The sequence below is a fragment of the Pseudoalteromonas sp. GutCa3 genome (genome assembly GCF_002836155.1).
In the GTDB taxonomy this organism is placed as follows: Bacteria; Pseudomonadota; Gammaproteobacteria; order Enterobacterales; family Alteromonadaceae; genus Pseudoalteromonas; species Pseudoalteromonas arctica.
Genome location: NZ_PJBK01000081.1, coordinates 52,275 through 77,705 on the forward strand (window position 1 = coordinate 52,275; position 25,431 = coordinate 77,705).

Below are 25,431 nucleotides of genomic sequence, written 5' to 3' on the forward strand. Positions count from 1 at the left end.
GGAGTGCTTAGGGTCTGTATTTTTGTGAGAGGAGATACAGGGCCCCTAAGGCTCATTTAATAAGCGCAATGATAAAAATAATAATAAATCATCGATACAGAACAATTCAGCAGGCTTTTATTTAAATACAGCTATAAAAGCCATCTAATCTAGCAATAAATAGGCATACCCGCGCATTTATAAAGTGTACTGGGTATCACAACGTAGAGAGTAACTATGCTTAATCCTTTTGATATTATAATTTTTGGGGGCGGTGGTGATCTTGCGTTACGCAAATTGCTACCTGCAATGTACAGAGCATATCAAGAAGGTAACTTACCTGAAGGCTCACGTATCCTACCAACAGTACGCGAAGAATCGAAACGTGCTGAATACATAGAAACAGCGCATAAAGCATTACAAGGATTTTTAAGCAAAGGTGAGTTTAACGCTAAAGATTGGAAAGCATTTTCTACTTTTTTAGTGCCAGTGGTAAGTAATGTTACAGAAGCAGACGACAACTGGGATGTGCTAAAAGGCATTTTAGATGAGCACGAAAGCACTAAGTCTCGTGTGTTTTATTTATCGCTTCCGCCTGCTGTTTACGGCACATGTTGTGAAATATTATCGACTAAAGGTTTAATTACACCTACATCACGCGTTGTTGTTGAAAAGCCTATTGGTTATTGCGGTGATTCTGCTGAAGCAATTAATGGAAAAATTGCGGAATTTTTTAATGAAGAGCAAATTTTCCGTATTGACCATTACTTAGGTAAAGAAACAGTACAAAACTTAATGGCGCTACGTTTTTCAAACTCATTGTTTGAAAATATGTGGGATGCTAAATCTATTGATAACATCCAAATTAGCTTATCAGAAACTGTTGGCCTTGAAAGCCGTGCTGGTTTCTACGATAAAGCCGGTGCACTTCGTGACATGGTTCAAAACCATTTATTACAACTACTTTGTTTAGTTGCAATGGAGTCGCCTAATAAGCTTAACGCTAACAGTATTCGTAACGAAAAATTAAAAGTATTAGAAGCACTTCGCCCGCTTGTAGATGGCGATGTTGATGAAAATATTGTTCGTGGTCAATACGTGCCAGGTGACTTAAACGGTAAAATTGTACCGGGTTACTTAGAAGAGCTAAATGAAGGTTCTAGTAAAACAGAAACGTTTGTAGCTATTCGTGCGCATATTGATAACTGGCGCTGGGCGGGGGTTCCATTTTACCTTCGTACGGGTAAACGTATGGCTAAGCGCTGTGCAGAAATTGTGGTTGAATACAAAAAAGTATCTCACAATATCTACGAAGATAACGTGGGTAATATCGAGCCAAATCGTCTTGTTATTCGTTTGCAGCCAGAGGAAACAATTCAACTAACGCTTATGTCTAAGCGTCTTGATAACCTTCAAATGCAACTTGAACCAGTAACAATGAATATTGAGCTTTCACAAGCTTACAGCAATGGCTTCCATTCAGATGCGTACAAGCGTTTAATGCTTGATGCCGCTGCAAATAACCCATCATTATTTATTCACCGTGATGAAGTTCGTCAAGCGTGGAAATGGATTGATCCAATCATTGACCGTTGGCAAGACAAAGGCAAGCCTGCGCTTTACCGTGCTGGTAGCTGGGGTCCTGAGGATGCTGATGAATTATTGGCAGAAAAAAGCCACGTGTGGTTTAACACAGGCGATAAGGTATAAGCATGGCAACACTAGTTGAAAAATTTTTTGACGATAAAGACGCGTTAACAGCTGAGCTTTCTGCAACGCTTGAGCAATCATTACGTGATGGTATTAAAAACGATGGCCGTGCTGTATTAATGGTGTCGGGTGGCTCGTCTCCTGCGCCCGCTTATAAGCATTTATCAACGCTTGATTTAGATTGGCAACATGTTGATGTTGCTATGGTTGATGAACGCTGGGTAGACCCAAGCCATGAAAAAAGTAACGAAGCATTTATTAAAAGTACGTTATTACAAAATTTTGGCAGTGCTGCAAACTTTATAACCATGAAAAACGATGCTGCAACCGCGCAGCAAGGCAGTGAAGTGTGTGAAGCCGCTTACAGTGCTTTAAAAGCGCCATACGATGTAACTATTCTAGGCATGGGCCCAGATGGCCATACAGCGTCGTTGTTCCCAAATGCAGAAGGTTTAGACCACGGTTTAACAACTGAGCAAACAGTATGTGCAATTAATGCGATACAAAGTGATGTGACGGGTAGTATTACTGAGCGAATGACACTTACGTTAAATGCCATTGCGCAATCTAAAGTGGTTAAGCTTTTAATTAGCGGTGAAGAAAAACTCGCTGTTTATAAGCAAGCAAAAGCGGGAGGCGATGTGAATGACATGCCACTACGCGCTGTGCTTAATCACCCAAGTATAAATATTGAAGTATATTGGGCGCCTTAATTTAGGTGCTAATTTAACTTTTAAAGGCCGCTTATATAAGCGGCCTTTTTTATTTGCTCAAATTTAAGCCTAAACACTGCAAAAAAACAGTCCTGAACTGTTAACCAATGTTAATGAATAACTTTGGTTTGTATTAAAATCAACCACGGAGTGTGTTGTTTTTGAACAAAAATTATGAGTTTGAGCTGTATGTTTTTTAGCAACGTTCAGATTTAGTTAAATTTTATTTTTTCATGGTCGTTGTCATAAAAGTTTCCCTTCCTTTTTTAGCTCAAAAGCATTAGCCTAAAGGTATTAACAATGAAACATATAAATTAAAATAAACGGAGCAGTAACATGGCGGAGCAACAAGTACAGCCTTTACACAACGAAAAACATGCCAACACTAAAATTCAAAACGGCATCAATGTAGAATTCATGAAAACTCAACATTTAGTGCCAGTAGTTGCACATGAGTTTGCACGCGTAGCAAACGAGTTTCCAATGTCATTCGTTAAAAACAACGAAAGCGGCACTTTTCAAGCTGTTGCTATGTTTGGCTTAGAGCCAGGCGAAAACCTTTTTGTAGAAGATGGTAAATGGACTGCAGCATTTGCACCTATGGCATCTACTCGTTACCCACTGGGCTTAGTTAAACACCCAGATCAAGATCAATACGGTATCGTAATTGACGAAGCAAGTACGCTTGTTGGTGAAGACGAAGGTAATGCATTATTTGAAAACGGCGAAGAAACAGATTACCTAAAACGTCGTAAAGAAGCGCTTGTATCTTTCATTGAGTTTTCTCAAGTAACTGAAGCGTTCACTAAATTCCTTGCTGATAAAGAGCTACTAATTGCGCAAACGCTTACAGTAGACATTAAAGGCGAGAAAAAAGACATCAACGGTATTTACCTTATCGATGAGAAAAAGCTAAACGAGTTAAGCGATGCTGATTTCTTAGAGCTTCGTAAACGTGGTTACTTAGCACCAATTTATTCTTTCTTAACGTCTACTCATCAAGTAGCACGTTTAGCGCGTTTAAAAGCTAAACAAGCTTAATTATACCAATTGCATTAAATTAGTGATCTATTATAGCGATAAGAAAATGGCTCAATAACAAGGCTAAAATTATGATACATAGTTGTTCTATATAAATAATTTTCAACGTAGTTAGTGAGCTATTTAATACGCTAGAATGACCATGTTTTTAATAAAATTGGTATTACAAACACGTAAAATTTTAAAAAGCGCCTTAAGGCGCTTTTTTTATGCCATTAAACTCACTTTAGTTGAAATTAAGCCCGCAACCATTCACATTAGTTTATAACTTTCCCATAAAAGAGCTCATTATGAAAACACCCTTATTAGCAATTCTTGCGAGCAGCCTTTTTGCTTTAAGTAATAGCGTATTCGCTGCAGAGACTCCTTTTGCCATTGCGATTCATGGTGGGGCAGGGACAATAGAAAAAGCACGATTTACACCCGCCCAAGAAAAGCAGTACCGCGCTAAATTAACAGAGGCTGTAGAGACAGGTTATAAAGTATTGCACCAAGGCGGTGAAAGTTTAGATGCGGTAACTGCGGCAATTACAGTATTAGAGCAATCGCCTTATTTTAATGCAGGGCGTGGAGCGGTATACACTTACGATGGCGGGCATGAGCTTGATGCATCCATAATGGATGGTCGAAACCGTGAAGCAGGCGCCGTTGCGGGTGTAAAGCATATTGAGAGCCCGATTAAATTAGCGCGTTTGGTCATGGATAACTCTGTACACGTAATGCTTAGTGGGCAAGGCGCTGAGGAGTTTGCTAAAGAGCAAGGTGTTGAACTTGTCGAAAATAACTTATTTGATACCGAGCCTCGTTACAAAGCGCTTTTAAAAGCAAAACAAAAATTAGATAAAGCCAAAGCAACCAGTAAAGAGTACCAAGCCGCGCACAAAGCATTGCCTAACTCTTACAAAATGGGCACGGTTGGCGCAGTGGCGCTTGATAAAAACGGTAATTTAGCGGCAGGTACATCCACAGGTGGTATGACGGCAAAACGTTATGGCCGTGTAGGTGACGCGCCGGTAATTGGTGCTGGGACATTTGCTGAAAACGAATCGTGCGCAGTATCAGCAACAGGGCACGGTGAATATTTTATTCGCTATAACGTAGCGAGCGATATATGTGCGCGTGTTAAGTATCAAGGTAAAACCATAGCTGAAGCTGGAGATGAAGTTATAAACGGTGTGCTTAAGCCAATTGGTGGCACTGGTGGCGTTATTATTATTGATACTAAGGGGAATATTAGCTTGCCGTTTAATACCTCTGGCATGTATCGGGCAAGTAAATCGAATACGCAAGCGACCTACGTGGGCATTTTTAACGACGAATAAGCCAAAGTAATTTAATTAACCTCAACTCTGGTTAAGAGATTTACTAACATATTGAACCACAATGATATTTTAATTCATTTATTGCTAGCCAGTTATTTTCAGTGCAGTTAGCGCTGAAAATAACTGCTTGAGATAGATTTATTATTCGCAGTTTAGGTGAATCGCAGCGTTTATATAACAAACAACCCCGTGTTATGCATTTTGTAGGATTAACCCCGGCCGTTTAATTTGATACAATTATGGCTCTTTAACTAATTTTATAAGGTATGCGGGTGGTAAACCTAGGTCAGTTGTTTGGCGAGCTAAAAACGTGCTTGAAAAAAGATCAATTCATTTTCAAAAAACGCTTACATGGCGTAAAAAAAATAACGGATGAAAACAAGCATGCCAACGCGCTTGAAAAAATAGCGGCTGATATAACCCGTAGCCAAGAATTACGTGATAAACGCTTAGCGGGCCTTCCTAAAGTGACTTACCCTGAGCAATTGCCAGTAAGTCAAAAAAAGGAAACAATTAAAGACGCCATTGCAAATAACCAAGTGGTTATTATTGCCGGTGAGACGGGCTCAGGTAAAACAACTCAAATACCTAAAATGTGTTTAGAGCTTGGCCGTGGTGTTGATGGCTTAATAGGCCATACTCAACCACGCCGATTAGCAGCGCGAACGGTGGCTAACCGTATTGCTGAAGAGATGAAGTGCGAACTTGGTCAGCAAGTCGGTTTTAAAATTCGTTTTAGCGATCAGGTTTCTAATAATACGTACGTTAAACTAATGACTGACGGTATTTTACTGGCAGAAATTCAGCAAGATCGTTTTTTAAACCAATACGACACCATAATTATAGATGAAGCGCACGAGCGTAGTTTAAACATCGACTTTATTTTAGGTTACTTAAAAAACCTACTTCCAAAACGTCCCGATCTAAAAATAATAATTACGTCTGCAACCATCGATCCTGAGCGCTTTTCAAAGCATTTTGATGATGCGCCTATTATAGAAGTATCGGGTCGTACTTTCCCTGTTGATGTGCGTTACAACCCAACGGCCGATATTAATAAAGAAGATATGGAAGCCGAGGGCGATCAGCTACAAGGTATTTTTGATGCTGTTGATGAATTGTGCGCGGAAGGTCCTGGCGACATACTGATATTTTTAAACGGTGAGCGTGAAATACGCGATACCGCTGATGCACTTAGCAAGCGTAATTTAAAACACACAGATGTATTGCCACTTTACTCGCGCTTATCTAACGCAGAGCAAAACCGTATATTTGCGCCACATTCTCGTCGTCATATTATTTTATCGACCAACGTAGCCGAAACGTCACTAACTGTGCCGGGTATTCGTTATGTAATAGACCCAGGTACTGCGCGTATAAGCCGCTACAGTTATCGTACAAAAGTTCAGCGCCTGCCAATAGAACCTATATCGCAAGCAAGTGCTAATCAGCGTATGGGTCGTTGTGGACGTGTTGAAGCGGGTATTTGTATTCGCTTGTACTCTGAGGATGATTTTTTATCGCGCCCAGAGTTTACCGACCCTGAAATACTGCGTACTAATCTTGCCTCAGTTATTTTGCAAATGTTGGCACTCGGGCTTGGTGATATGGCGCAATTTCCGTTTGTGCAAGCGCCAGATAGCCGTAATATAAGTGATGGTTTATCGTTATTAGAAGAACTACAAGCAGTAAAACCAGACAAACGTGATAGTAAAACGAGTTTAACCGCTTCAGGTAGAGAACTCAGCCGATTACCGGTAGACCCTCGTTTAGCTAAAATGGTGCTCACAGCTCACAAACTTGGCGCATTGCGTGAAGTGATTGTTATTGTGGCGGCGTTGTCGATTCAAGATCCACGCGAACGCCCGCAAGAAAAACGTGCTGCAGCCAATGAAAAACACGGTCGCTTTGACGACCCAGATTCAGACTTTATCGCTTTTTTGAACTTATGGAATTACTTAGAAGAGCAGCAAAGCGAGCTGACTAACGGCCAGTTTAGAAAGCTGTGTCAAAAAGATTTCCTAGCCTATATGCGTCTGCGTGAGTGGCAAGATATTGTTTATCAAATAAGTACTGTGTGTAACGAAATGGGCATGAAAGCAACCAGCCAAGCGGCTGATGGCGAACTTGTTCATAAAGCGTTATTAAGCGGAATGCTGAGCCATATTGGCTTTAAAGATGAGAAGCAAATATACAAAGGTGCACGTAATAGTCAGTTTCATATTTTTCCGGGTTCAGGTTTATTTAAAAAGAGCCCTAAATGGATTATGTCGGCAGAGCTGGTAGAAACCAGTAAATTATATGCCCGCACAAATGCAAAAATAGACATTAACTGGGTAGAACCATTAGCGCAGCATTTAGTAAAACGTAGCTATACAGAGCCACATTGGGAGAAAAAGCCAGGTGCGGTAATCGCGTTTGAGCAGCAAACTTTGTACGGCCTACTTGTTGTAAATAAACGCCGCTGTGTTTATAGCAATATTGACCCTAAAGTGAGTCGAGAGCTTTTTGTACGCACCGCATTAGTTGAGCAAGAGCTGGGCTTAAATGAGAGCTTTTTAGCGTTTAACCGTGAGCTTATTGAGGATATTCAAGTACTGGAAAATAAGTCTCGTCGTCGTGATATTTTAGTTGATGAGCAAACGTTATTTGAGTTTTACGATAAAAAAATACCCAAAGAAATTAATAACCGCGCTGCATTTTTAAAATGGTATAAAACACAAAAACAACAAAATAAACATTACTTACACATGACCCGTGAAGAGCTAATGCAGCATGGTGCAAGTAATATCACTGAGTTTGACTACCCTGACACATGGCAGCAAGACAATATTATATTACCGCTTGCTTATCATTTTGACCCAGGGCAAGCGGTTGATGGTGTTGCGGTGCAAATACCGGTAGCACTGTTGAATCAAGTACAAGAGATTGGTTTTGACTGGCATATACCTGCATTTAGACATGAGCTAATAAGTGGGCTTATAAAGTCATTGCCTAAATCGCTTCGCCGTAATTTTGTGCCAGCACCAAATTACGCAGATGCAGTACTTGCAGCTATTGAGCCAATGCAAGGTAGCTTAATTGATGCTTTAGCTACGCGTTTATTAAGAATGACAGGTGTGAGAGTTGATGCAGAAGCGTGGGATTTAACCGCGCTTGCACCGCATTTACGATTGCAGTTTGAAGTACGTGATGAACACGATAAGTTACTTGCTCGTGGACTTGATTTAGCCAAACTTAAAGCAGAGCTGCAAGGTGAAGTAACCGAAACACTGTCTAAAGTAGCCGATAAAGGCATTGAAAAATCAGACCTAACACAATGGGACTTTGGTGAGCTGCCAGCTTCATATGTTAAAAAACAAGGTCAATACGAAATAAAAGCATACCCTGCGCTGGTGGATAAAAAATCAGTCGCTGCAGTGGAGCTTTTTGATAGTGAAGCAAAAGCGCAGCAAGCACATCAACAAGGTTTGCGCCGTTTAGTATTGTTAAATGTGCCGTCGCCAATTAAGTACTTACAACAAAACTTACCGAATAAGGCAAAGCTGGGTTTGTACTTTAACCCATTTGGTAAAATAGCTGATTTAATTGATGACTGTATTGCCGCAGGTGTTGATAGCTTATTAGTGAAACACGGCGATATACGCGATGAAAAAGCATTTGAAACAGTAAAAGAGCAAATACGAGGTGAGCTCGGTGATGCCGTTGTATCGATTGCAACGCAAGTTGAGCAAGTATTAAGTATTGCGCACGCACTGCATAAAAAAATGAAAGGGCGCGTTGATTTAACCATGATAACTGCGCATGGCGATATAAAATCACAGCTTGAGTCACTTATATTTAAAGGTTTTGTGAGCGCGCATGGCGCAGATAAAATAACGGATTTAATTCGTTATTTAAAAGCGATTCAAAAACGTTTAGAGAAGCTGCCTGTGGATCCAAATCGTGATAGGTTATGCGTACTAGAGTTGGATAAAGTTGCTCAAGAGTACAAAAAAGTAGTTAATAAAACGCCTAAAGGCTTGCCTATTCCACAAGAAGTAACCGCTATTTTTTGGATGCAACAAGAGCTTAGAGTGTCGTTATTTGCTCAAACGCTTGGAACTCCTTACCCAATTTCGGCTAAGCGAGTACTTAATGCGATAAAAGAGATAGAATAAAACTTGCATTTTCTATTAAGCTTAGTACCTTAATAGGAGGATTTATTTTTGTTTTGAAAAGGAAGTGACATAGTTATGTCCTCATCGATTGAACATAAAACAAAGCGACTTTTAGTGGTAGACGACGAGTATTTTAATTTTGAAATGCTCAAAGCAGCACTCGCGTCGAAATTTGATGTTAGTTATGCAGATTCAGGGCAAAGCTGTCTTGCATCGGCAATTGCGAGTCCGCCAGATATAATTTTGCTTGATGTTTGTATGCCTGGTCTTGATGGTTATGATACATGCCGAATGCTAAAACACACACCTGAAACAAAAAATATTCCTGTTGTTATGGTATCGGGCCTAGAGTCTCCATCTGAAAAACAAGCAGGGTTTGACGCTGGTTGTAACGCATATGTTGTAAAGCCATTTTCAGTGGGTGCTTTGTTGGAAGAAATTAACACGGTTTTTTAGAGGTAACGTATGTTTACTGATGATAAGCGAAATTTTAGACGCATGCAGATCAATACACCTGCAAATTTAACAACGATAGAACCAATAGCGGGTTTAAGTTTTGCCGCAGAGTGCGTGGATTTAAGCGCAACAGGTTTATCAATTCATTTAGATGAATTACTTGAACCTAATACATTACTGACGGTGAACATTGATTCGACTCACCCAAGTATTGCGCCTTTAAATGCAACAGCAAAAGTAATACGTGCCAGCAAAGAAGATGATGGCACGGTAACAGCAGGTCTTGAAATCATTCAGTTTAACTAACTTGAATCCAGTTAAACTCAATAGTAGATATTAAAAAACCTTACAGATTAAGCCTTTTAAGTAAAAGCCTTCAGGGTAGCTGCCAGCAATTGGGTGATCAGCTGCCTGGTTTAATCGCTCCATTATAAGTAGGTCTTTACCTGCATCAAGTGCTGCATCGGCTACTACTTTTTGAAATAAGTTTTGTTCCATTAAACCAGAGCATGAGAACGTTAGTAATGTTCCACCTGGTTTTAGTATTTGCATGGCAATCATATTGATATCTTTATAACCACGACACGCACCGGTTAGCTGCGCTTTATTATCAGCAAACTTTGGTGGGTCCATTACGATGGTATCAAACTGTCTACCTTCGTCGCGGTATTGGCGTAGTAACTTAAATACGTCCTGCTTAACAAAACTTACTTTATTTAAATCTAAGTTATTATGTTCAACATTACGTTTTGCTGTATCTAAAGCGGGTTGAGATACATCTACGTTAGTTACATGCTCACATCCACCACGCAGGGCGTACAACGAAAATGTACCTGTATAACTAAAACAGTTAAGTACCGTTTTACCCTTTGAAAAACGCTCAAGTGCGGCGCGGCTATCGCGTTGGTCTAAATAAAAGCCCGTTTTATGTCCATCAATTATATCGACTTCAATTTTAAAACCGTTTTCCTCAATAAGTACCGGCTGTGTTGGTTCATTACCCCAAAGAGCGCCTTTTATTGGCTCTAAGCCTTCTTTAGTGCGTACTTCTACGTCTGAGCGCTCGTATATGCTAGAGCCTGGGAAAATAGACATCAACGCGCCAACAATCTCGCCTTTATGACGCTCGGCACCCGCACTTAGTAGCTGACACACTAACACGTTATCAAACTTATCGATTGTAACGCCTGGTAAGTAATCAGACTCCGCAGCACATAATCTAAAGCCTGTGAGCCCGCCTTCTTCAATTACTTGGCTACGTGCTTCTAATGAGCGGCGTAAACGGCGTTCAAAAAAGTTTTGATCGATGACTTCTTTTTCGTCAAAGCTCCAAACACGTGCGCGAATTTGTGAGTGAGGGCTGTAAGCAGCAGTTGCTAAAAACTTACCTTCGCTATCGTGAATCGTTACTGTGTCGCCTAATCCAGGTTTACCTTTAATTTTTTTGATGGCTTTTGAAAATAACCAAGGGTGTTTTCTTTTTAATGATTTATCGCGACCAGCTTGTAGGTAAACGGCAGATGACATAAGGCTTCTCAGTAGTAATAAATAAGCGCTGTATTTTAGTCAAGCAAGGAGCAACATACAATGAATGTTTTGCAAGGTGGGCATAAAGCACGGTAAAGTACGGATAATTTATCGATTCATTAGCTTTTGGAACCTAATAGTGCCTGACGCCGTTTTAAGCCCCGATTTAAAAATACTTAATTCACAATGTAGAGAATTTATAACCTCTTTAGTGCATGCCGATGTAGCTCACGATATTACTCATATAGAGCGAGTGGTGCGCGTTGCAATACAGTTATGTAATGCGGAGCAGGCAAACATGTCAGTAGTACTCCCTGCAGCGTGGATGCATGACTGTGTGGCGGTGGCTAAAAATCATCCTGATCGTGCAAAAGCCTCTACTATGGCAGCCGATAAGGCATTGGAATTTTTAAAATCTATTAATTATGACGAGTCACTTTTTGATGAGATTCATCATGCCATTGCCGCTCATAGTTTCAGCGCAAATATAAAAATTAAAACAGTTGAAGCGCAAATAGTACAAGATGCTGACAGAATGGATGCATTGGGCGCTATTGGAGTGAGTCGATGCATGAAAGTAGGCGGATCAATTTCTCGGTTATTGTATAACCCAGAAGACCCTTTTTGTATTGAACGCGAGGCTGATGATAAAACATACACGCTTGATCACTTTTTTATAAAGTTATTACATATTGCCGATAGTATGAATACGCCATCTGCTAAAGCAGAAGCGAATAGACGTACAAGGTATATGCATGACTTTTTAGAGCAATTAAAGTCAGAAATAGGTGAGTAACGTGAATAATACAAGCATACCTAAATTATCTGGGATTGATCATTGCCATTTAAATGTTGATAACTTGATTGATGCCGTTAAGTGGTATGAGCGTGTTTTAGGTTTTAGTGTAGTACCCGAGCTTGCCTTTTGGGATGAGGACGGACGCGGCCCTTTAACACTTGAAGATACTAGTTCAACAACTCGTTTAGCACTTTTTGAAGGTGAGGGGCGTAGTAAAGGGATTGCATTTTTGGCCTCAGGGGATCAATTTATTCAATGGCGTAATCATCTTGAGGGTTTAAATACAAAAGTAGTTTTAGCAGATCATGGTGTAACGTTTTCTATGTACTTTAAAGATGAAAGCGGTAATAGCCATGAAATTACGTCACATGACTATCGTTATATAAAGTCTTACTATCCAAATGTTGAGCTTGGCTCTCACAGCGCTAAAAAGAATTAGCTTTCTTGATTTGAATTTTTTATAGCAAGAATATCGTCTAATTTTTTCACAAATAGTTCGATTAGAGCGGGATCAAAATGAGCTCCTGCTTGCTCTTGCATATGCAAAACTGTTTTCTCTACACTCCATGCCTCTTTATAAGGGCGTTTTGAAGTCAGAGCATCAAAAACGTCAGCAACGGCAACAATTCTACCTTCAATTGATATTTCTTCGCCTTTGATCCCGTTAGGATAGCCTGAACCATCCCATTTTTCGTGGTGTTCAATAGCAAGTTTATGAGCGAGTTGTAATAATGGCGATGAAGAATTTGCTAATATTTGTGCACCAATTATGGCGTGTTTCTTCATATGTTCAAACTCTTCAGAAGTTAACTTTCCTGGCTTGAGTAAGATAGCATCAGGGATACCTATTTTCCCAACATCGTGCATTGGGGCGGCTTGGCGTAAAAGCTCTGCACTTTGCTCATCCATACCTAGCGCTAATGCTAATACTTTGCTGTATTGGCTCATACGCACTATATGTTCGCCAGTGTCAGTATCTTTATATTCAGCAGCACGGCCTAGACGTTGTACTAAATCTACATGTGCTTGTTTTAATTGCTCAGCTTGCACTAGCGATAAGTGAGTTTTAACTCTAGCTCTTACAATAGCAGGGCTTATTGGCTTAGTAATATAATCTACGGCACCAAGTTCAAAACCTTTAAATTCATCATTTTCGTCCCCCAAAGCTGTCACAAAAATAATGGGGATATGAGACGTTTTAGGATTGTTTTTTACCCGCTGGCAGACTTCAAACCCATTCATATCTGGCATCATTATGTCGAGCAAAATTAGCTTTGGTAGTTCTTTTTCAAGTAGTGCCAATGCGGCATCACCCGATTTAGCAAACGACATACGATATTGATTACCTAACACTTCGCGCATTACTTTTAGATTTGCAGGCTCATCGTCAACAATTAATACTCGTGGCCTATCTGTTGTAAAATCCATTAATTAATACTCATTGTTTGTTAGTTTTTCAAGTAAGGTTTCTAGTATTACGTGTGCTTTATCAAAATCAAATTCATCAAAGGCCTCGGCTATAGCATCAACATCATCTTGACAGTTAGCAGGTGCGCCGCGTTGCAGCTTTGCTAATAGCTCATCATTTAGCTCTGCGTTTTGTGCATCTTGATAAAGCGTCTTACACAGTGACTTAATTTCATCAATTGATAGCGTGTCAGAACTATTATCTTCAGGCTTACTACTTGGCTTATCGCAAGTATTAGATGACAGCAGTTGTGAGATGACAAGTAGCTCGTTTTTTATATCGTCTAAAGTACTAATAACTTTAGCGTCACTTTGTTTTTGCTCTAAATCGGTTAATAACTTCATTAATGTTATTAGGCCTAAGTTACCAGCAACACCTTTAAGTGTGTGAATGGTGCTATCGACATCTTTTATATTTGATAATTTATCACTGAATAATGTTTCGAACCGTTTATTACTGTCACTAATAAATTTAGTAATCTCTGTAAGTTGCTTACATTTAGAACCCCAAAGGGCTAACCCTTTTTCAAAATCTATATGCTGCGCTTTAGGATCGCTTTGCGATATAACCATTTCTTTTGCAATACCAAGACCAAGCACTTGTGCTATTTCTTGGTTTAGCTGATTTATATCGACGGGTTTATTTGCAAAGCCATTCATGCCTGCTTTTTTAGCCGTAAGCTTATCTTGTTGTAATACACTGGCTGTGAGCGCGATAATTGGCGTGTATTTAATTTGTCTTTGATTTTCTATTGCTCTTATTTTTTGTGTTGCCTCTATGCCATCACACAATGGCATATGTATATCCATTAAAATGACATCAAAGTCTTGTTCTTCAAATACTTTAATCGCTTCAAGTCCGTTAGATGCCTTGGTAACTGCATGTTGATCGCGTGACAGGAGTAAAGAAAGTAGTTCTGTATTTTGCTCTATATCGTCAACTACTAACACCCTAAGTGCAGGCAGTTGTGTGTGTAGACCATCAAAATGATCTATTTTAGTTTCGTCACCTAAAGTAAGCGGCAATGAAAAGTAAAAGCAGGTGCCTTTACCTAGCTCACTTACTAAGTTTATTGTTCCGCCCATAAGCTCTACAAGTTGTTTGCTTATGGTAGTACCAAGACCTGTACCACCAAAACGGCGAGTAGTAGTACCATCGGCTTGTTCGAAAGGTTGAAACACTGCTTGAATACGATCTTTTGCAATACCAATACCGGTATCTTGCACTTCAAAAAACAGATGCTGATTTTGTGTTATAGCAACAGTTACGGTAACAGAGCCTTTTTCGGTAAACTTAATAGCATTACCAATTAAATTAGTAAGTACTTGCCTGAGTCGATCTGGGTCACCGTAATAAGTAGCACTTACTGATTCTTTAATATGAAGTTTAAGTTCTAAATCTTTCTTTTTAGCTTCTAACCAAAAAGTAGAAATAATACTGTCTATTACTGGCTTTAAACTAAAGTGTATTGGCTCAATAGTGAGCTTACCGCGCTCTAGTTTTGCGGAATCGAGAATTTCATTTAATAATCTAAGTAATGAACGCGCTGCATTATTTACGGTAACTAAATGCTTTTGTTGTTCTTGATCAAGTGGGGTATCCATTAATAGATCGCTAAAACCTATTATAGAATTCATTGGGGTGCGTATTTCATGGCTCATATTAGCCATAAAAGATTGCTTTGCATAAGCAGCTTCTTCAGCTTTGAATTTAGCTTGCTCTAGTTTTTCTTCATATTCTTTGCGTTCTGTAATATCAACTAAAACACCATCAATCCACTTTGCTTGGCCTTGGGTATCAAAGTCGATGCTGCCTTTATCTAAAAGCCATAAGATTTTACCGCTTCTGTGGCGAATTCTGTATTCGATTGAATACTGACGTTTCTCTTCTACGGCTTTTGTGACGGCATCTACAATAGGTTGCTGGTCTGATTTTAAAACTAGATCGTTAAATTCAATGCAATGTTCAGTAAATTCATTAGGGTTATAACCCGTTAACTCGTTGATGCTCGGGCTGATAAAAAGCATGGTCCAGTTATCATCAAATTTACACCTAAAAGCCACACCTGGCATGTTATCCATTAAAGAGCGATACTTTTGCTCTTTTTCTTCAAGGCTTTTTTGTAAAGCTCGTTGCTCTGATAAGTCTGTTATGAAGCCTACGTATAGAGGATTTTGCCCTGGCTGATTAACTTCTCCAATCCCCAAACGAATCGGGAATAAGTGGCCATTTTTATGCTTTGCAAAAATTTCACGGTTAACACCGATTACTTTACCTAAATCAATATTTTTAGCTTTAGAAAGGTAGCTATCGTGATGCATCGCGATAGCATCATCCATTAGCATTTTAATATTATGATTTTGTACTTCATTTTCGTGCCAGCCAAAAATTTTACTGGCTGATTCGTTAAAGCTCAAAATAATGCCGGTGTGATCAATCGTTACGATTCCATCAATGGCTGTGCCTAAAATTGCGTTTAAGCGAGACTCGTCGGCTGACTTTTCTTCAAGTAACATTTTATATCTGACCATGCCATTAAGTACCGCTACTACGCTTGTAATGGCAATCGTTGCAGTTGCAACCGCGATGGCTACAAAAGTGAGCCCAGCAGAAGCATTTGCGTCGTCATATAAAAGAGGGGATGTTGCAACAAAGCGTGTAGATGCCATGCCCATATAATGCATAGCAGCAACAGCAAAGCCTAATATAATAGCGCTGATGGCTCTATTTTGTAGGTATGATAATTTTGGAAAAAATTTTTCAAGATTAAAGCGGCTATATAACGCTATAAACGAAAGAGCGACGGCAACTAAAATTGAAAGGCCAAAGGTCAGTGGGTCATAGCGCAACATTGGGGAAAGCTCCATTGCAGCCATACCGCTGTAATGCATTGTACCAATACCAGCCCCAAGTAAGATGGAGCAAATGCTGAGCACTCTAAAGTTTCCATCACTATTTACAAGTATTGATACCGCATACTGACATGCTAATAAAGCAGGAAGAAAAGAGAGTAGTGTGATTGTTGGATCGTAGCTTATATTAGTACATAGCGAAAAAGCTAACATACCTATAAAGTGCATACTCCAAATACCAGAAGAAAATACAGTTGCTGCAGTTATATTTGCTAAACGTTGATAACGAGGGAATTTAGTCTCTTTTGCTAAATCAATGAGCTTAGTAGTAAAAAAAGCAGCAAAAATGGCTATTAATACAGACATTGAGACTAGAAGAGGGTCGTAAACCCCATTAAGTATTAGGCTTGGATCTTGGTCTGTAATGAAGAAAGCTGATAGCATAACGGCTCGAAATATAATCTTTATTTTACAAGTTTAATCTAATTTACTAATAAATGAACCGTTATTTCTAATCGCGCTATAAAGTGACGAATTTTAAGCAAATTTATTTATTGTTTTGTTATTGAAGTAAATAAAGTGATTTAACTTTCAATTCAAAGAAAACAGACGGCTCAATCTCTAGCTTATTATAATAAAGCGGATTAGGAGTTAAGTGCGACTTTATGCTTAAGAGTTTAAAATTGATGGTAATATGGATTATATAAACGGATGCAATATTTAGAGTTTAAGTCGTGTTTGAATATCAACTAAAAAAGAGTACTAGACGCAAAACAGTCGCAATAAAAGTGCATAGTCAAAAGGTAACTGTGTATGCGCCACATTTTGTTGCAAAAAAACACATTGATACTTGGTTATTTGACAAACAAGAGTGGGTTGCAGAACAATTAAAAAAACAATCGTCAATTGATGACACTAAGCAGTACCCCTTTGAGTCTAAAAAAATAAGTGTTTTTTCAGAAACTATTTATTTGAAATTGGACTCAGGCCAAGATTCCAAAGTAACCCCGTATGATGACCACTTACTTATTACAATATCTCCTCGAGTTAAAAACACTAATCAAAAGTATCGACAGCTATTAGAGACTTATTTAAAAGAGCAGCTTATTGCTTACATAGAAATGCGTTTAGCGTATTTCTGTACTCAAATGGGTGAAGAGTTGCCAAATGATTTAAAAATAGGTGTTTATAAACGAAAGTGGGGGAGTTGTAATAGCAAGCGAGAACTCACTTTTAATTTACATCTTATAGGTGCTCCTTACCACGCTATAGATTATGTGATTGTTCATGAGCTTGCCCATTTAAAGTATTTAAATCATAGCAAAGCTTTTTGGCAGCGAGTAGAGGCGTTTTTCCCCGATTACAAAACATCATCTAATTGGTTAAAACAAAATGGTATGAGTTTACAGTGGGTGTTTTGATGTTACTGAATATAGGAATATAGGAATATAGGAATATAGGAATATAGGAATATAGGAATATAGGAATATAGGAATATAGGAATATAGGAATATAGGAATATAGGAATATAGGAATAGTAGAGAAGTGGTGGAGGGAGCTGGATTCGAACCAGCGAAGGCTGAGCCGTCAGATTTACAGTCTGATCCCTTTGGCCGCTCGGGAACCCCTCCACACTAATTTTATTGCATTTGGCCCCACTTAACTTAGCGGTAAGAAAAGTGGTGGAGGGAGCTGGATTCGAACCAGCGAAGGCTGAGCCGTCAGATTTACAGTCTGATCCCTTTGGCCGCTCGGGAACCCCTCCAATGCAACGGCGCTGATAATAGCAAATTGCGTATTTAAGTAAAGAAAAAAGCTAAAGAAAATTGAAATAAAGCCGATAAATATCTATCAGTTACCACAATCGGCTAAAGACTATGCAAATAGATGATTTGTTAATCACAGAGAGTCAGTTAAACAGTAGACTCAATAATAGTGTGCATGAAAATCGCCGTGGCGAATTTGCACTATTATTAGCGATGCTGTCACATGACGCACTCGACTTTAGTCAATTTCATTTACCAAAAACTGAAATAGATAATTTAGTTATAGAAGAAGAGGCGTTAAGAAAGCAATTTGGCGCAGGTCCAAAGCAACTTTTAGCCCCTGATGAATATAATATGTTGGTTGGACAATTTAATGCATCATTAATGTCTCAAGAAGGAGCGCGCTGCGGTATGACAAGTATTAAGTTAAGACAATGCTTAAGCCCTGAACCACTTGCGATTAGAAATGATGACAAGCATATTCCACTTAATATAATAGATAACTGTGAGCTTGCCGTCAGAAGAAGAATTAAAAGCGAACAAACCCAACTAGCTAATCCCCCTATAGATGCAGCTGCTTTTTACGACAGCCTTAATAATGATGCATTACACCAACCACTTCAGCTCATTGCGGTGTGATATATGATTGTAATAATCACCAGTTAATATATGCTTTATAACGGGTCTGCTTTATATATTTGCTAATAATTGATTTAATGAAAAAAAAGCATCCAAAAATTAAATGCAATTGCTATAATGGCGTCAAATGGTATGACATGAAATGCCATTATCATTAAACCAAGGTAATTAGGAACGTAATGAAGAAAACATTCACGCTAAATCACGAGAAAATCAAATACCCTCGTATGGTTGATGCTGCAAAGCACGAAGTGAAAAAATATTTGAAAAGAGAGCGTAATAAAACGCTACCTGAAGATGCTGACTATTGGGCATTTGACTGTAAGTTTGGTAACACAGCTGAAGATGCGCAAGTTGTGCACGTTGCTGAATTAAGTAACCAAATTGGCGAAATTGAAAAGCAAGGTTTGACCTCTTTCTATGTAGAGATTTTAGCTCGACCTGCTCAACGTCAACAGTTAGATTTAGATGATGACGAATAACACCTAATTTAATTAAGTGTTCGAAGTTTTAAAATGAGCCCAAGTGGCTCATTTTTTGTTTTTATGCATTAAAGATTCACCATAAATCATTTTTATTAGTAACTAATAAGTATAATTTTAATTTATTAACATTTGCATAACAAAATATAGTGATATAGGGTGTGTTTAATTAAAAAAATAAAACAGTTGTACCATGCCTATAAATTACTCTGACCACCAATTGAAATTAAGCTTAAAGAGCTCTAAGGTACTTGTCGTTGACGATCAGCTATTAAGCTTAATTGTATTAAAAAAAATATTATCAGAGCATTTTAGTGTAACAACAACGAGCTGTGGTGAGGATGCGATTGAAATTTGTAAACATAATCCGCCAGATATAATACTACTCGATATTAATATGGAAGGAATGAGTGGTATTGAAACATGTCTAAAATTAAAAAATATATCTGAAACACAAGATATCCCCGTTATTTTTGTAACCTCTTCTGAAAATCAAGAAGAAGAGTGCTGGGAAGCAGGGGCTGTAGATTTTATAAAGAAACCAACTAACTCGGAAACTTTATATAGAAGAGTGCGCGCCCATATCACGATGAAACTTCAACATGACTTACTCAATCAAAAAGTATTTCTAGATGATTTAACAAAGGTATTCAATCGTCGTTATTTTGATGCGCATTTTTCTAAAATGGAACGAAGCGCCTTACGAGAAAAAGTCGACTATGCACTATTACTCATCGATATAGACTACTTTAAGCAATACAACGATCTTTATGGTCATGTGCAAGGCGATACGGTTTTAAACCTTGTTGCACAAACTATTACTAATAGTTTGCAAAGGCCAACCGATTTTGTTGCGCGTTACGGCGGCGAAGAGTTTGTAGTTGTTCTACCGCATACAAGCACTGAAGGTGCAATTTGTGTTGCTGATAAAATTAAACAAAATGTGGTCGATTTAGGAATATTACACAGATATTCAGAATATGACTTTGTTACTATTAGTATTGGCGGTGCAACCCTACAACCGTATGTAAATAACAAAAACACCTTGCAGATCGCAGATGAAAAAATGTATGAGTCCAAAATGCAAGGTCGTAACCAAGTGTGTTTTTAAGTTTAGCTAGCTAATAAATCACTTTGCCACTTAAAAACACCTTGTAGGTGATAAATATTAAATAAGATTATTTATTACACGCTATGACATTTTTTGTACTTTTTATTGCTACCACATGGGCAGTCATCATTTCTGCCCACTTTAATATCTTCAACAGGATATATAGTGCCATCTAAATAACGCCATTGAGTGTTTTCTTTAATAAACTGCGATTTTTCGTGAAGCTCACAAAATAAGTTTTGATAAAAATATTGGGCTTTAAATTCTACAGTGCCGGTATCGCCATCATGGCTTGACCCAATTACATCAAGATTTATAAATCGACAGCTGTTAGCAAAATCATTGATTTCTTTAACCGGATTTTCAGCTTGTTTTTCTTTTGCGTAGGTTTGATAAACATATTCTGCATTTTTAATAACATAAGCACTGAATCGTGAGCGCATAAGTTGTTCAGGAGAGTCAGCTTGCTTAACAGATAAGTGAAGCGGCTCGCAGCAATCGGCATAATTGTGCCCACTGCTGCAAAAACATAATGTGGTATTGAGTGAAGTCATAATAATAATACAAAGTCTAAAACATTAGTTTAACAAGCTTATTGGGCGAGTGATATCTCTGTTGTTTGAGACTTTTTAGTAAAACAGTATAGTTTTGTATTCGTTTTACTTAAATCGAACGATAGATTCGTAAGTAGTTGGTTATTAACTATATCGGTCCAGGTAATTACCGCTGCAAAGTTTCCGTTATGTAATGCAGAATTTAATACATACTCTAAATTTACTAGGTGCTTCTGTCTAATAACAAGTAATTTACTTGTATCAATAGAGCATGAGTCAAGTAAAGCTTTGCTAGGTACGTGATCTGGAGCAATTAGTAACGTCCATGCATTAGAGCTATTGTATTGGTGTAATACTTTTAAAAGCTCAAAGGTCGCTGAAATTTCATCTTCAATTTGAATCAAATTCACGCAATCGCTTTGCTCATCTTGTTGGTAACTTTTAACTGTTCTTACGGTAATAGGCTGTAACATAATTTCACTCACTGGGTTTTTATACAGTATTCATATACAGTAGTTTATACAGTGCTTTCGTGCAAGCCTTTTATGCTATTTATTTGTACAGTTATTCAGCTTTTGATCATTGTTTTTATTTTTTGAATTTATAATTCTTTATTAATCAGATTGTTATGGAATTATTTTTGAGAAGGTATTCTAAAAATAAATTTTTGAGCAGTGTCTTCATTTTGGGGTTTTATACTGTATAGGATTATCTTTGTAACCATATACAGTATTTTTTACACTGCATACAGTACTTCTGCTATAGCTAGCTTATGTGTTTTCACTCGTGCGAGGGATCATATGAGAAAACTGGAGTTGGTGGATTTGTTCGTACAAACTTGCCGCATAACATTGAGCATCTTTAAATCGCTTAGTTTCGATATGTTTGCGTATATCTGTAACCGCTGCAGTGGCAGGGGCGTACCCTTGGCTACTTGCTAAGCTTAACCAAGCTACAGCATGAAATACACTTTGTGGCACGCCTTCACCTTTCACAAAAAATAAACCTAAATAAAACTGTGCTCTATGGTTTCCCGCCATTGCAGCAAGTCGCATCCATTTTGCAGCCAATGGAGCTTGATTATTTTTTAAATAATATAGGGCTTTATTTAACGTACTTTGCTCATCTTTTTTATTATCAACGGGCACAGAGGTATTTTCGGGTTGAGTAACAAAACCTAAAATATTATCTAGCTGTTGCTCTAAGTCTTGCTCACAAGGTGTTGTTTTAAGCATATTGGTTCATTTATTATTTTAACTACTTTAACAGTTTAGTATATAGCAAGGTAAAATGTCCTGTAAAAGATAATTTTTATGTTAAAATCTCGCCACTTTTTACTATCACAAGTTTATTATGTTCGAAGCCTTATTTAAACTGAGCGAAAATAATTCAACAGTTAAACGCGAATGCGTTGCTGGCCTAACTACCTTTATAACTATGGTATACATTGTATTTGTAAACCCGGCTATGCTCGCAGAGGCTGGGATGGATCAAGGGGCTGCATTTGTAGCGACATGTATAGCAGCTGCGATAGGCTGTTTTATAATGGGTTTATGGGCTAACTATCCATTAGCATTAGCGCCTGGTATGGGACTAAATGCCTTTTTTACGTATGGTGTCGTATTAGGAATGGGTTATACCTGGCAAGCCGCGTTAGGGGCTGTATTTATGTCGGGTTGTATATTTTTGTTTTTAAGCTTATTTAAAGTCAGAGAGTGGATTATTAATGCCATACCTCTGGTGCTCAAGCGAGCAATCGCAACGGGTATAGGTGCTTTTTTAGCATTAATTGCCCTTAAAAATGCAGGCATTATTGTCTCAAGCCCGGCAACATTAGTACAGTTGGGCGACATTACTTCTCCAGGACCGTTATTGGCTATATTAAGCTTTTTTGTAATTGCAGCGCTTTTATACCGCGATTTTAAAAGTGGCGTGCTTATTAGTATCTTATTAGTGACTGGCATTGCTTTAAGTTTGGGGCTTGTTGAATATCACGGTGTTATGGCTATGCCACCATCAATAATGCCTACTTTTATGCAGCTAGATTTTGCAGCCGCTTTTGATATATCAATGATGAGTGTTATTTTTGCTTTCTTGTTTGTCGATCTTTTTGATACTTCGGGTACATTAGTTGCGGTAACTCAAAAAGCAGGTTTAGCTGATGAAAAAGGTAACATGCCTCGTTTAGGGCGCGCATTAAGTGCTGACAGCTCAGCAACAATTGCAGGTGCGATGCTAGGTACTTCTACGACTACATCGTATATAGAATCGGTCGCTGGTGTATCTGTTGGCGGACGTACTGGCTTAACGGCTGTAGTTGTAGGCATTTGCTTTTTACTAATGATGTTTTTTGCACCGCTTGCACAAATGGTACCGGCTTATGCTACGGCAGGTGCTATTTTATATGTCGCTGTTCTGATGCTGCAAAATTTAAAGTTTGTAAACTGGGATGATATGACCGATGCAATTCCTGTTACTGTGGTATTACTAATGACACCATTAACGTTTTCGATTGCGCACGGTATTGCACTTGGTTTTATATCTTATACGGCGGTTAAAGTCTTGTGCGGTAAGCAAGATCAAGTCAGTATTAGTGTTTGGATATTAACAGCCTTGTTTGTTTTCAAGTTTGCATTTTTGTCTTAATAGCTAACAAAAAATACAAAAAAGCCTGCACAAATTTTAATTTGTGCAGGCTTTTTTAATGCTTTTATAAAAGCACTACCATTTCTTTTTAGGAGCAAACAGTATATCTAAGTCGTCTTGCTCTTCTTCTGTTTTCTTTTTAAGTGCGCTTGCATTAGAAGCTCTCAGTTCAACACTAATTGCTTCTAAGTAACCCTCAACTTCTAGCCGTTTTGAAGTTACGTATTCATCAGAGTAGGTGACTGCACTGAGTGTTGCCTGCGCTTTTTCAAAGTACTGTCTTGCAGAGCCAACCATACTGGCTGAACGGGCAGATAGGCCCCGTTTTATTTGGCTTTCAATATTAATACGCAGTTGTAGTTTTTCGAGACGTTTATCTTCAAGAACAAAAACTTGGCTATCAATACGACCTTTGCTGTGTTCAGAGCGTAAAATTGAGCGTAATTTTTTAATACCTTGAATTAGGCCTACAAGTTGTTTGTCATTACTCGGTAGCGTTAAAGCTTCACTGCTATTATCTTGAACTGGATTAGATAAGTGCGTTTTTGCTTCACTTAAGCGGCTTTTAAGTGCTTTAGATGTTTGCGAGTTAGTAACCATTGTATTTAAGGCTTCGTAAATACGGCGCTGTAATGTACGAATTAGATTTTCAGAAAGGGGGATGTTAGCACTATTCATTAGCGCTTCTTCTGTTTCTTCTATTATAGCTTTTTGTTTTGTAAGCTCTTTACGGCGTTCTGCCTCTTGTTTTTCTTTGTGTTGTTGTACAGCACTTACCCAAAGTGCAATCACAATCAATGCAACTATAAGCACTATTATAATAGAAACGATCATGGTGTAATTCTCGGATATATAACCTAATTATTTAATCTTACATTAAATATACGTTAACAGGGTAGCTTTGCGCCGATTAACTTAAAAAATATACCAAAAAATTGATAGGTTGAGCTCTTTATAAACTGCAGTAAGCCTAAGGGCTTATAAATTAAAGCTGAATAATCATCGCTACCTGAAGCATATTTATTATGCTAGCCTTGAGCTCTAATCAGATAATTGCACACCTAAAGACCTAAAGTGCTATTTTACGTAAATAACACTTGGTTTTAAGCGGTATTGCCTTTATAAATAATATGAATAATAACGTTAAAATTTGCAGCCATGAAATTACAACAACTCAGATACATCGTAGAAGTACAAAATCATAAATTAAATGTTTCAGCGACTGCTGAGAGTTTATTTACCTCGCAGCCAGGAATTTCTAAACAAGTACGCATGTTAGAAGATGAGTTGGGTGTGCAAATTTTTGGTCGCAGTGGTAAGCATTTAACGCATGTAACCGGTGCCGGCGAAGATATTATTAATATTTCTCGTGAAATACTCTCTAAAGTAGAAGGTATTAAGGCCGTTGCTAATGAGCATACGCTACCTGATCAAGGTAAGTTAAATATTGCTACAACACATACCCAAGCTCGTTATGCTTTGCCTAACGTAATTCAAGGGTTTATGAAAAAATACCCTGCGGTATCGCTTCACATGCACCAAGGTACTCCACAGCAAATATCGGATGCTGCAGCACGCGGTGATGCCGATTTTGCTATTGCGACAGAAGCACTGCATTTGTATTCAGATTTAGTTATGCTGCCTTGCTACCATTGGAATCGCAGTATTGTTGTCGCTAAAGACCATCCGTTGGCTAAAAAGGCAAATAGTTTAACTGTGGCTGATATTGCTCAATATCCACTTATTACATATGTATTTGGTTTTACGGGCCGCTCAGAGTTAGATAAAGCGTTTAGCGCACACGGGCTTGAACCACACATTGTATTTACCGCAACCGATGCTGATGTTATAAAAACATACGTACGACTGGGTTTAGGAGTTGGTGTTGTTGCCTCAATGGCGATAGATCAAGTGAGCGATACCGATTTAGTGTGTATTGATGCAAGCCACTTATTTGAAGCTAGCACGACCAAAATTGGTTTTAGAAAGGGCAGCTTTTTACGTACTTATATGTATGATTTTATCGAACGTTTTGCACCGCATTTAACTAAAGAGCGCGTGGAGCGAGCAAGCTTATTACGTAACCAAGATGACGTAGATAAGCTATTTGCAGATATAGAGTTACCCGTTAAATAATGTCACTACATTAAACGAATAATAAAAAAGCCGCCTATTTTAAAAATAGGCGGCTTTTTCTTTTTATAGC

Annotated in this window: 22 protein-coding genes and 2 tRNA genes; 15 read left to right on the forward strand and 9 right to left on the reverse strand. The window is 38.4% G+C overall.

Annotation, left to right across the window (positions count from 1 at the left end):
• The first annotated feature begins 216 nt into the window (after positions 1-216).
• From zwf to CXF64_RS15085, 7 genes are all read left to right on the forward strand, one after another.
• Positions 217-1,689 carry a glucose-6-phosphate dehydrogenase gene (gene zwf, locus CXF64_RS15055; protein ID WP_101217414.1) on the forward strand — a complete coding sequence of 491 codons (1,473 nt, stop codon included), beginning with the start codon at positions 217-219 and terminating at the stop codon, positions 1,687-1,689.
• A 2-nt stretch (positions 1,690-1,691) separates the two neighbouring features.
• Entirely contained in the window at positions 1,692-2,402 is a 711-nt protein-coding gene (gene pgl / locus CXF64_RS15060) for a 6-phosphogluconolactonase (protein WP_024591001.1), read from the forward strand.
• A gap of 336 nt (positions 2,403-2,738) precedes the next feature.
• Complete coding sequence (locus CXF64_RS15065; RefSeq protein WP_024591000.1) at positions 2,739-3,443, forward strand: SapC family protein; 705 nt, start codon at positions 2,739-2,741, stop codon at positions 3,441-3,443.
• A gap of 290 nt (positions 3,444-3,733) precedes the next feature.
• Positions 3,734-4,765: an isoaspartyl peptidase/L-asparaginase family protein gene (locus CXF64_RS15070; RefSeq protein WP_101217415.1), complete on the forward strand. Its 1,032-nt coding sequence runs from the start codon at positions 3,734-3,736 to the stop codon at positions 4,763-4,765.
• A gap of 272 nt (positions 4,766-5,037) precedes the next feature.
• Positions 5,038-8,925 carry an ATP-dependent RNA helicase HrpA gene (gene hrpA / locus CXF64_RS15075; protein WP_198551146.1) on the forward strand — a complete coding sequence of 1,296 codons (3,888 nt, stop codon included), beginning with the start codon at positions 5,038-5,040 and terminating at the stop codon, positions 8,923-8,925.
• A 75-nt stretch (positions 8,926-9,000) separates the two neighbouring features.
• Positions 9,001-9,381, forward strand: a complete 381-nt coding sequence (locus CXF64_RS15080; RefSeq protein WP_007581064.1) for a response regulator — start codon at positions 9,001-9,003, stop codon at positions 9,379-9,381.
• Between the two features lie 9 nt (positions 9,382-9,390).
• A complete protein-coding gene (locus tag CXF64_RS15085) occupies positions 9,391-9,687 on the forward strand; it encodes a PilZ domain-containing protein (RefSeq protein ID WP_007581065.1) in 297 nt (98 codons plus the stop codon).
• Positions 9,688-9,717: 30 nt separating this feature from the next.
• Here the strand turns inward: CXF64_RS15085 and CXF64_RS15090 are convergent, their stop codons facing one another.
• On the reverse strand, positions 9,718-10,908 hold the full coding sequence (locus CXF64_RS15090; RefSeq protein ID WP_007581068.1) for a class I SAM-dependent methyltransferase: 1,191 nt from the start codon (positions 10,906-10,908) through the stop codon (positions 9,718-9,720).
• A gap of 64 nt (positions 10,909-10,972) precedes the next feature.
• On the opposite strand from CXF64_RS15090, the gene CXF64_RS15095 reads away from it, so the two are divergent.
• Together CXF64_RS15095 and CXF64_RS15100 are read left to right on the forward strand one after the other, a co-directional pair.
• Positions 10,973-11,704 (forward strand): HD domain-containing protein, encoded by a 732-nt coding sequence (locus CXF64_RS15095; RefSeq protein WP_206007901.1) that lies wholly within the window; start codon positions 10,973-10,975, stop codon positions 11,702-11,704.
• 1 nt (position 11,705) lies between these two features.
• Positions 11,706-12,146, forward strand: a complete 441-nt coding sequence (locus CXF64_RS15100; RefSeq protein WP_101217417.1) for a VOC family protein — start codon at positions 11,706-11,708, stop codon at positions 12,144-12,146.
• Here the strand turns inward: CXF64_RS15100 and CXF64_RS15105 are convergent.
• Positions 12,143-13,135: a response regulator gene (locus CXF64_RS15105; RefSeq protein ID WP_007581075.1), complete on the reverse strand. Its 993-nt coding sequence runs from the start codon at positions 13,133-13,135 to the stop codon at positions 12,143-12,145. The genes CXF64_RS15100 and CXF64_RS15105 overlap by 4 nt on opposite strands.
• Before the next feature lie 3 nt (positions 13,136-13,138).
• Positions 13,139-16,471 carry an MHYT domain-containing protein gene (locus CXF64_RS15110; protein WP_033012540.1) on the reverse strand — a complete coding sequence of 1,111 codons (3,333 nt, stop codon included), beginning with the start codon at positions 16,469-16,471 and terminating at the stop codon, positions 13,139-13,141.
• A gap of 344 nt (positions 16,472-16,815) precedes the next feature.
• Here CXF64_RS15110 and CXF64_RS15115 point away from each other — a divergent pair, with 344 nt between their 5' ends.
• Complete coding sequence (locus CXF64_RS15115; protein ID WP_232783805.1) at positions 16,816-17,448, forward strand: M48 family metallopeptidase; 633 nt, start codon at positions 16,816-16,818, stop codon at positions 17,446-17,448.
• 125 nt (positions 17,449-17,573) lie between these two features.
• On the opposite strand, the gene CXF64_RS15120 is transcribed toward CXF64_RS15115, so the two are convergent.
• Both CXF64_RS15120 and CXF64_RS15125 read right to left on the reverse strand, forming a co-directional pair.
• Positions 17,574-17,658, reverse strand: a tRNA-Tyr gene (locus CXF64_RS15120).
• A 49-nt stretch (positions 17,659-17,707) separates the two neighbouring features.
• Positions 17,708-17,792, reverse strand: a tRNA-Tyr gene (locus CXF64_RS15125).
• Positions 17,793-17,904: 112 nt separating this feature from the next.
• On the opposite strand from CXF64_RS15125, the gene CXF64_RS15130 reads away from it, so the two are divergent.
• The 3 genes from CXF64_RS15130 to CXF64_RS15140 all read left to right on the forward strand — a co-directional run bounded on the left by CXF64_RS15130 (position 17,905) and on the right by CXF64_RS15140 (position 20,025).
• Positions 17,905-18,432, forward strand: coding sequence for a VC2046/SO_2500 family protein (locus tag CXF64_RS15130; RefSeq protein WP_101217418.1), 528 nt, complete (start codon positions 17,905-17,907; stop codon positions 18,430-18,432).
• Positions 18,433-18,611: 179 nt separating this feature from the next.
• Entirely contained in the window at positions 18,612-18,914 is a 303-nt protein-coding gene (locus tag CXF64_RS15135) for a DUF6172 family protein (protein ID WP_002961433.1), read from the forward strand.
• A 193-nt stretch (positions 18,915-19,107) separates the two neighbouring features.
• Positions 19,108-20,025 carry a GGDEF domain-containing response regulator gene (locus CXF64_RS15140; protein ID WP_024598317.1) on the forward strand — a complete coding sequence of 306 codons (918 nt, stop codon included), beginning with the start codon at positions 19,108-19,110 and terminating at the stop codon, positions 20,023-20,025.
• 74 nt (positions 20,026-20,099) lie between these two features.
• Here the strand turns inward: CXF64_RS15140 and CXF64_RS15145 are convergent, their stop codons facing one another.
• The 3 genes from CXF64_RS15145 to CXF64_RS15155 all read right to left on the reverse strand — a co-directional run bounded on the left by CXF64_RS15145 (position 20,100) and on the right by CXF64_RS15155 (position 21,814).
• Positions 20,100-20,579, reverse strand: coding sequence for a YchJ family protein (locus CXF64_RS15145; RefSeq protein ID WP_010555087.1), 480 nt, complete (start codon positions 20,577-20,579; stop codon positions 20,100-20,102).
• A gap of 38 nt (positions 20,580-20,617) precedes the next feature.
• Positions 20,618-21,052 carry a SulA-like leucine-rich domain-containing protein gene (locus CXF64_RS15150; protein WP_007583705.1) on the reverse strand — a complete coding sequence of 145 codons (435 nt, stop codon included), beginning with the start codon at positions 21,050-21,052 and terminating at the stop codon, positions 20,618-20,620.
• Positions 21,053-21,349: 297 nt separating this feature from the next.
• Entirely contained in the window at positions 21,350-21,814 is a 465-nt protein-coding gene (locus CXF64_RS15155) for a tetratricopeptide repeat protein (protein ID WP_007583707.1), read from the reverse strand.
• A gap of 118 nt (positions 21,815-21,932) precedes the next feature.
• On the opposite strand from CXF64_RS15155, the gene CXF64_RS15160 reads away from it, so the two are divergent.
• Entirely contained in the window at positions 21,933-23,225 is a 1,293-nt protein-coding gene (locus tag CXF64_RS15160) for an NCS2 family permease (RefSeq protein ID WP_010555089.1), read from the forward strand.
• Between the two features lie 75 nt (positions 23,226-23,300).
• Here the strand turns inward: CXF64_RS15160 and CXF64_RS15165 are convergent, their stop codons facing one another.
• On the reverse strand, positions 23,301-24,059 hold the full coding sequence (locus CXF64_RS15165; protein WP_101217419.1) for a hypothetical protein: 759 nt from the start codon (positions 24,057-24,059) through the stop codon (positions 23,301-23,303).
• A gap of 324 nt (positions 24,060-24,383) precedes the next feature.
• Between CXF64_RS15165 and cysB the strand changes: the two genes are divergently transcribed.
• Positions 24,384-25,361 (forward strand): HTH-type transcriptional regulator CysB, encoded by a 978-nt coding sequence (gene cysB, locus CXF64_RS15170; protein ID WP_002961670.1) that lies wholly within the window; start codon positions 24,384-24,386, stop codon positions 25,359-25,361.
• Positions 25,362-25,431: the final 70 nt, after the last annotated feature.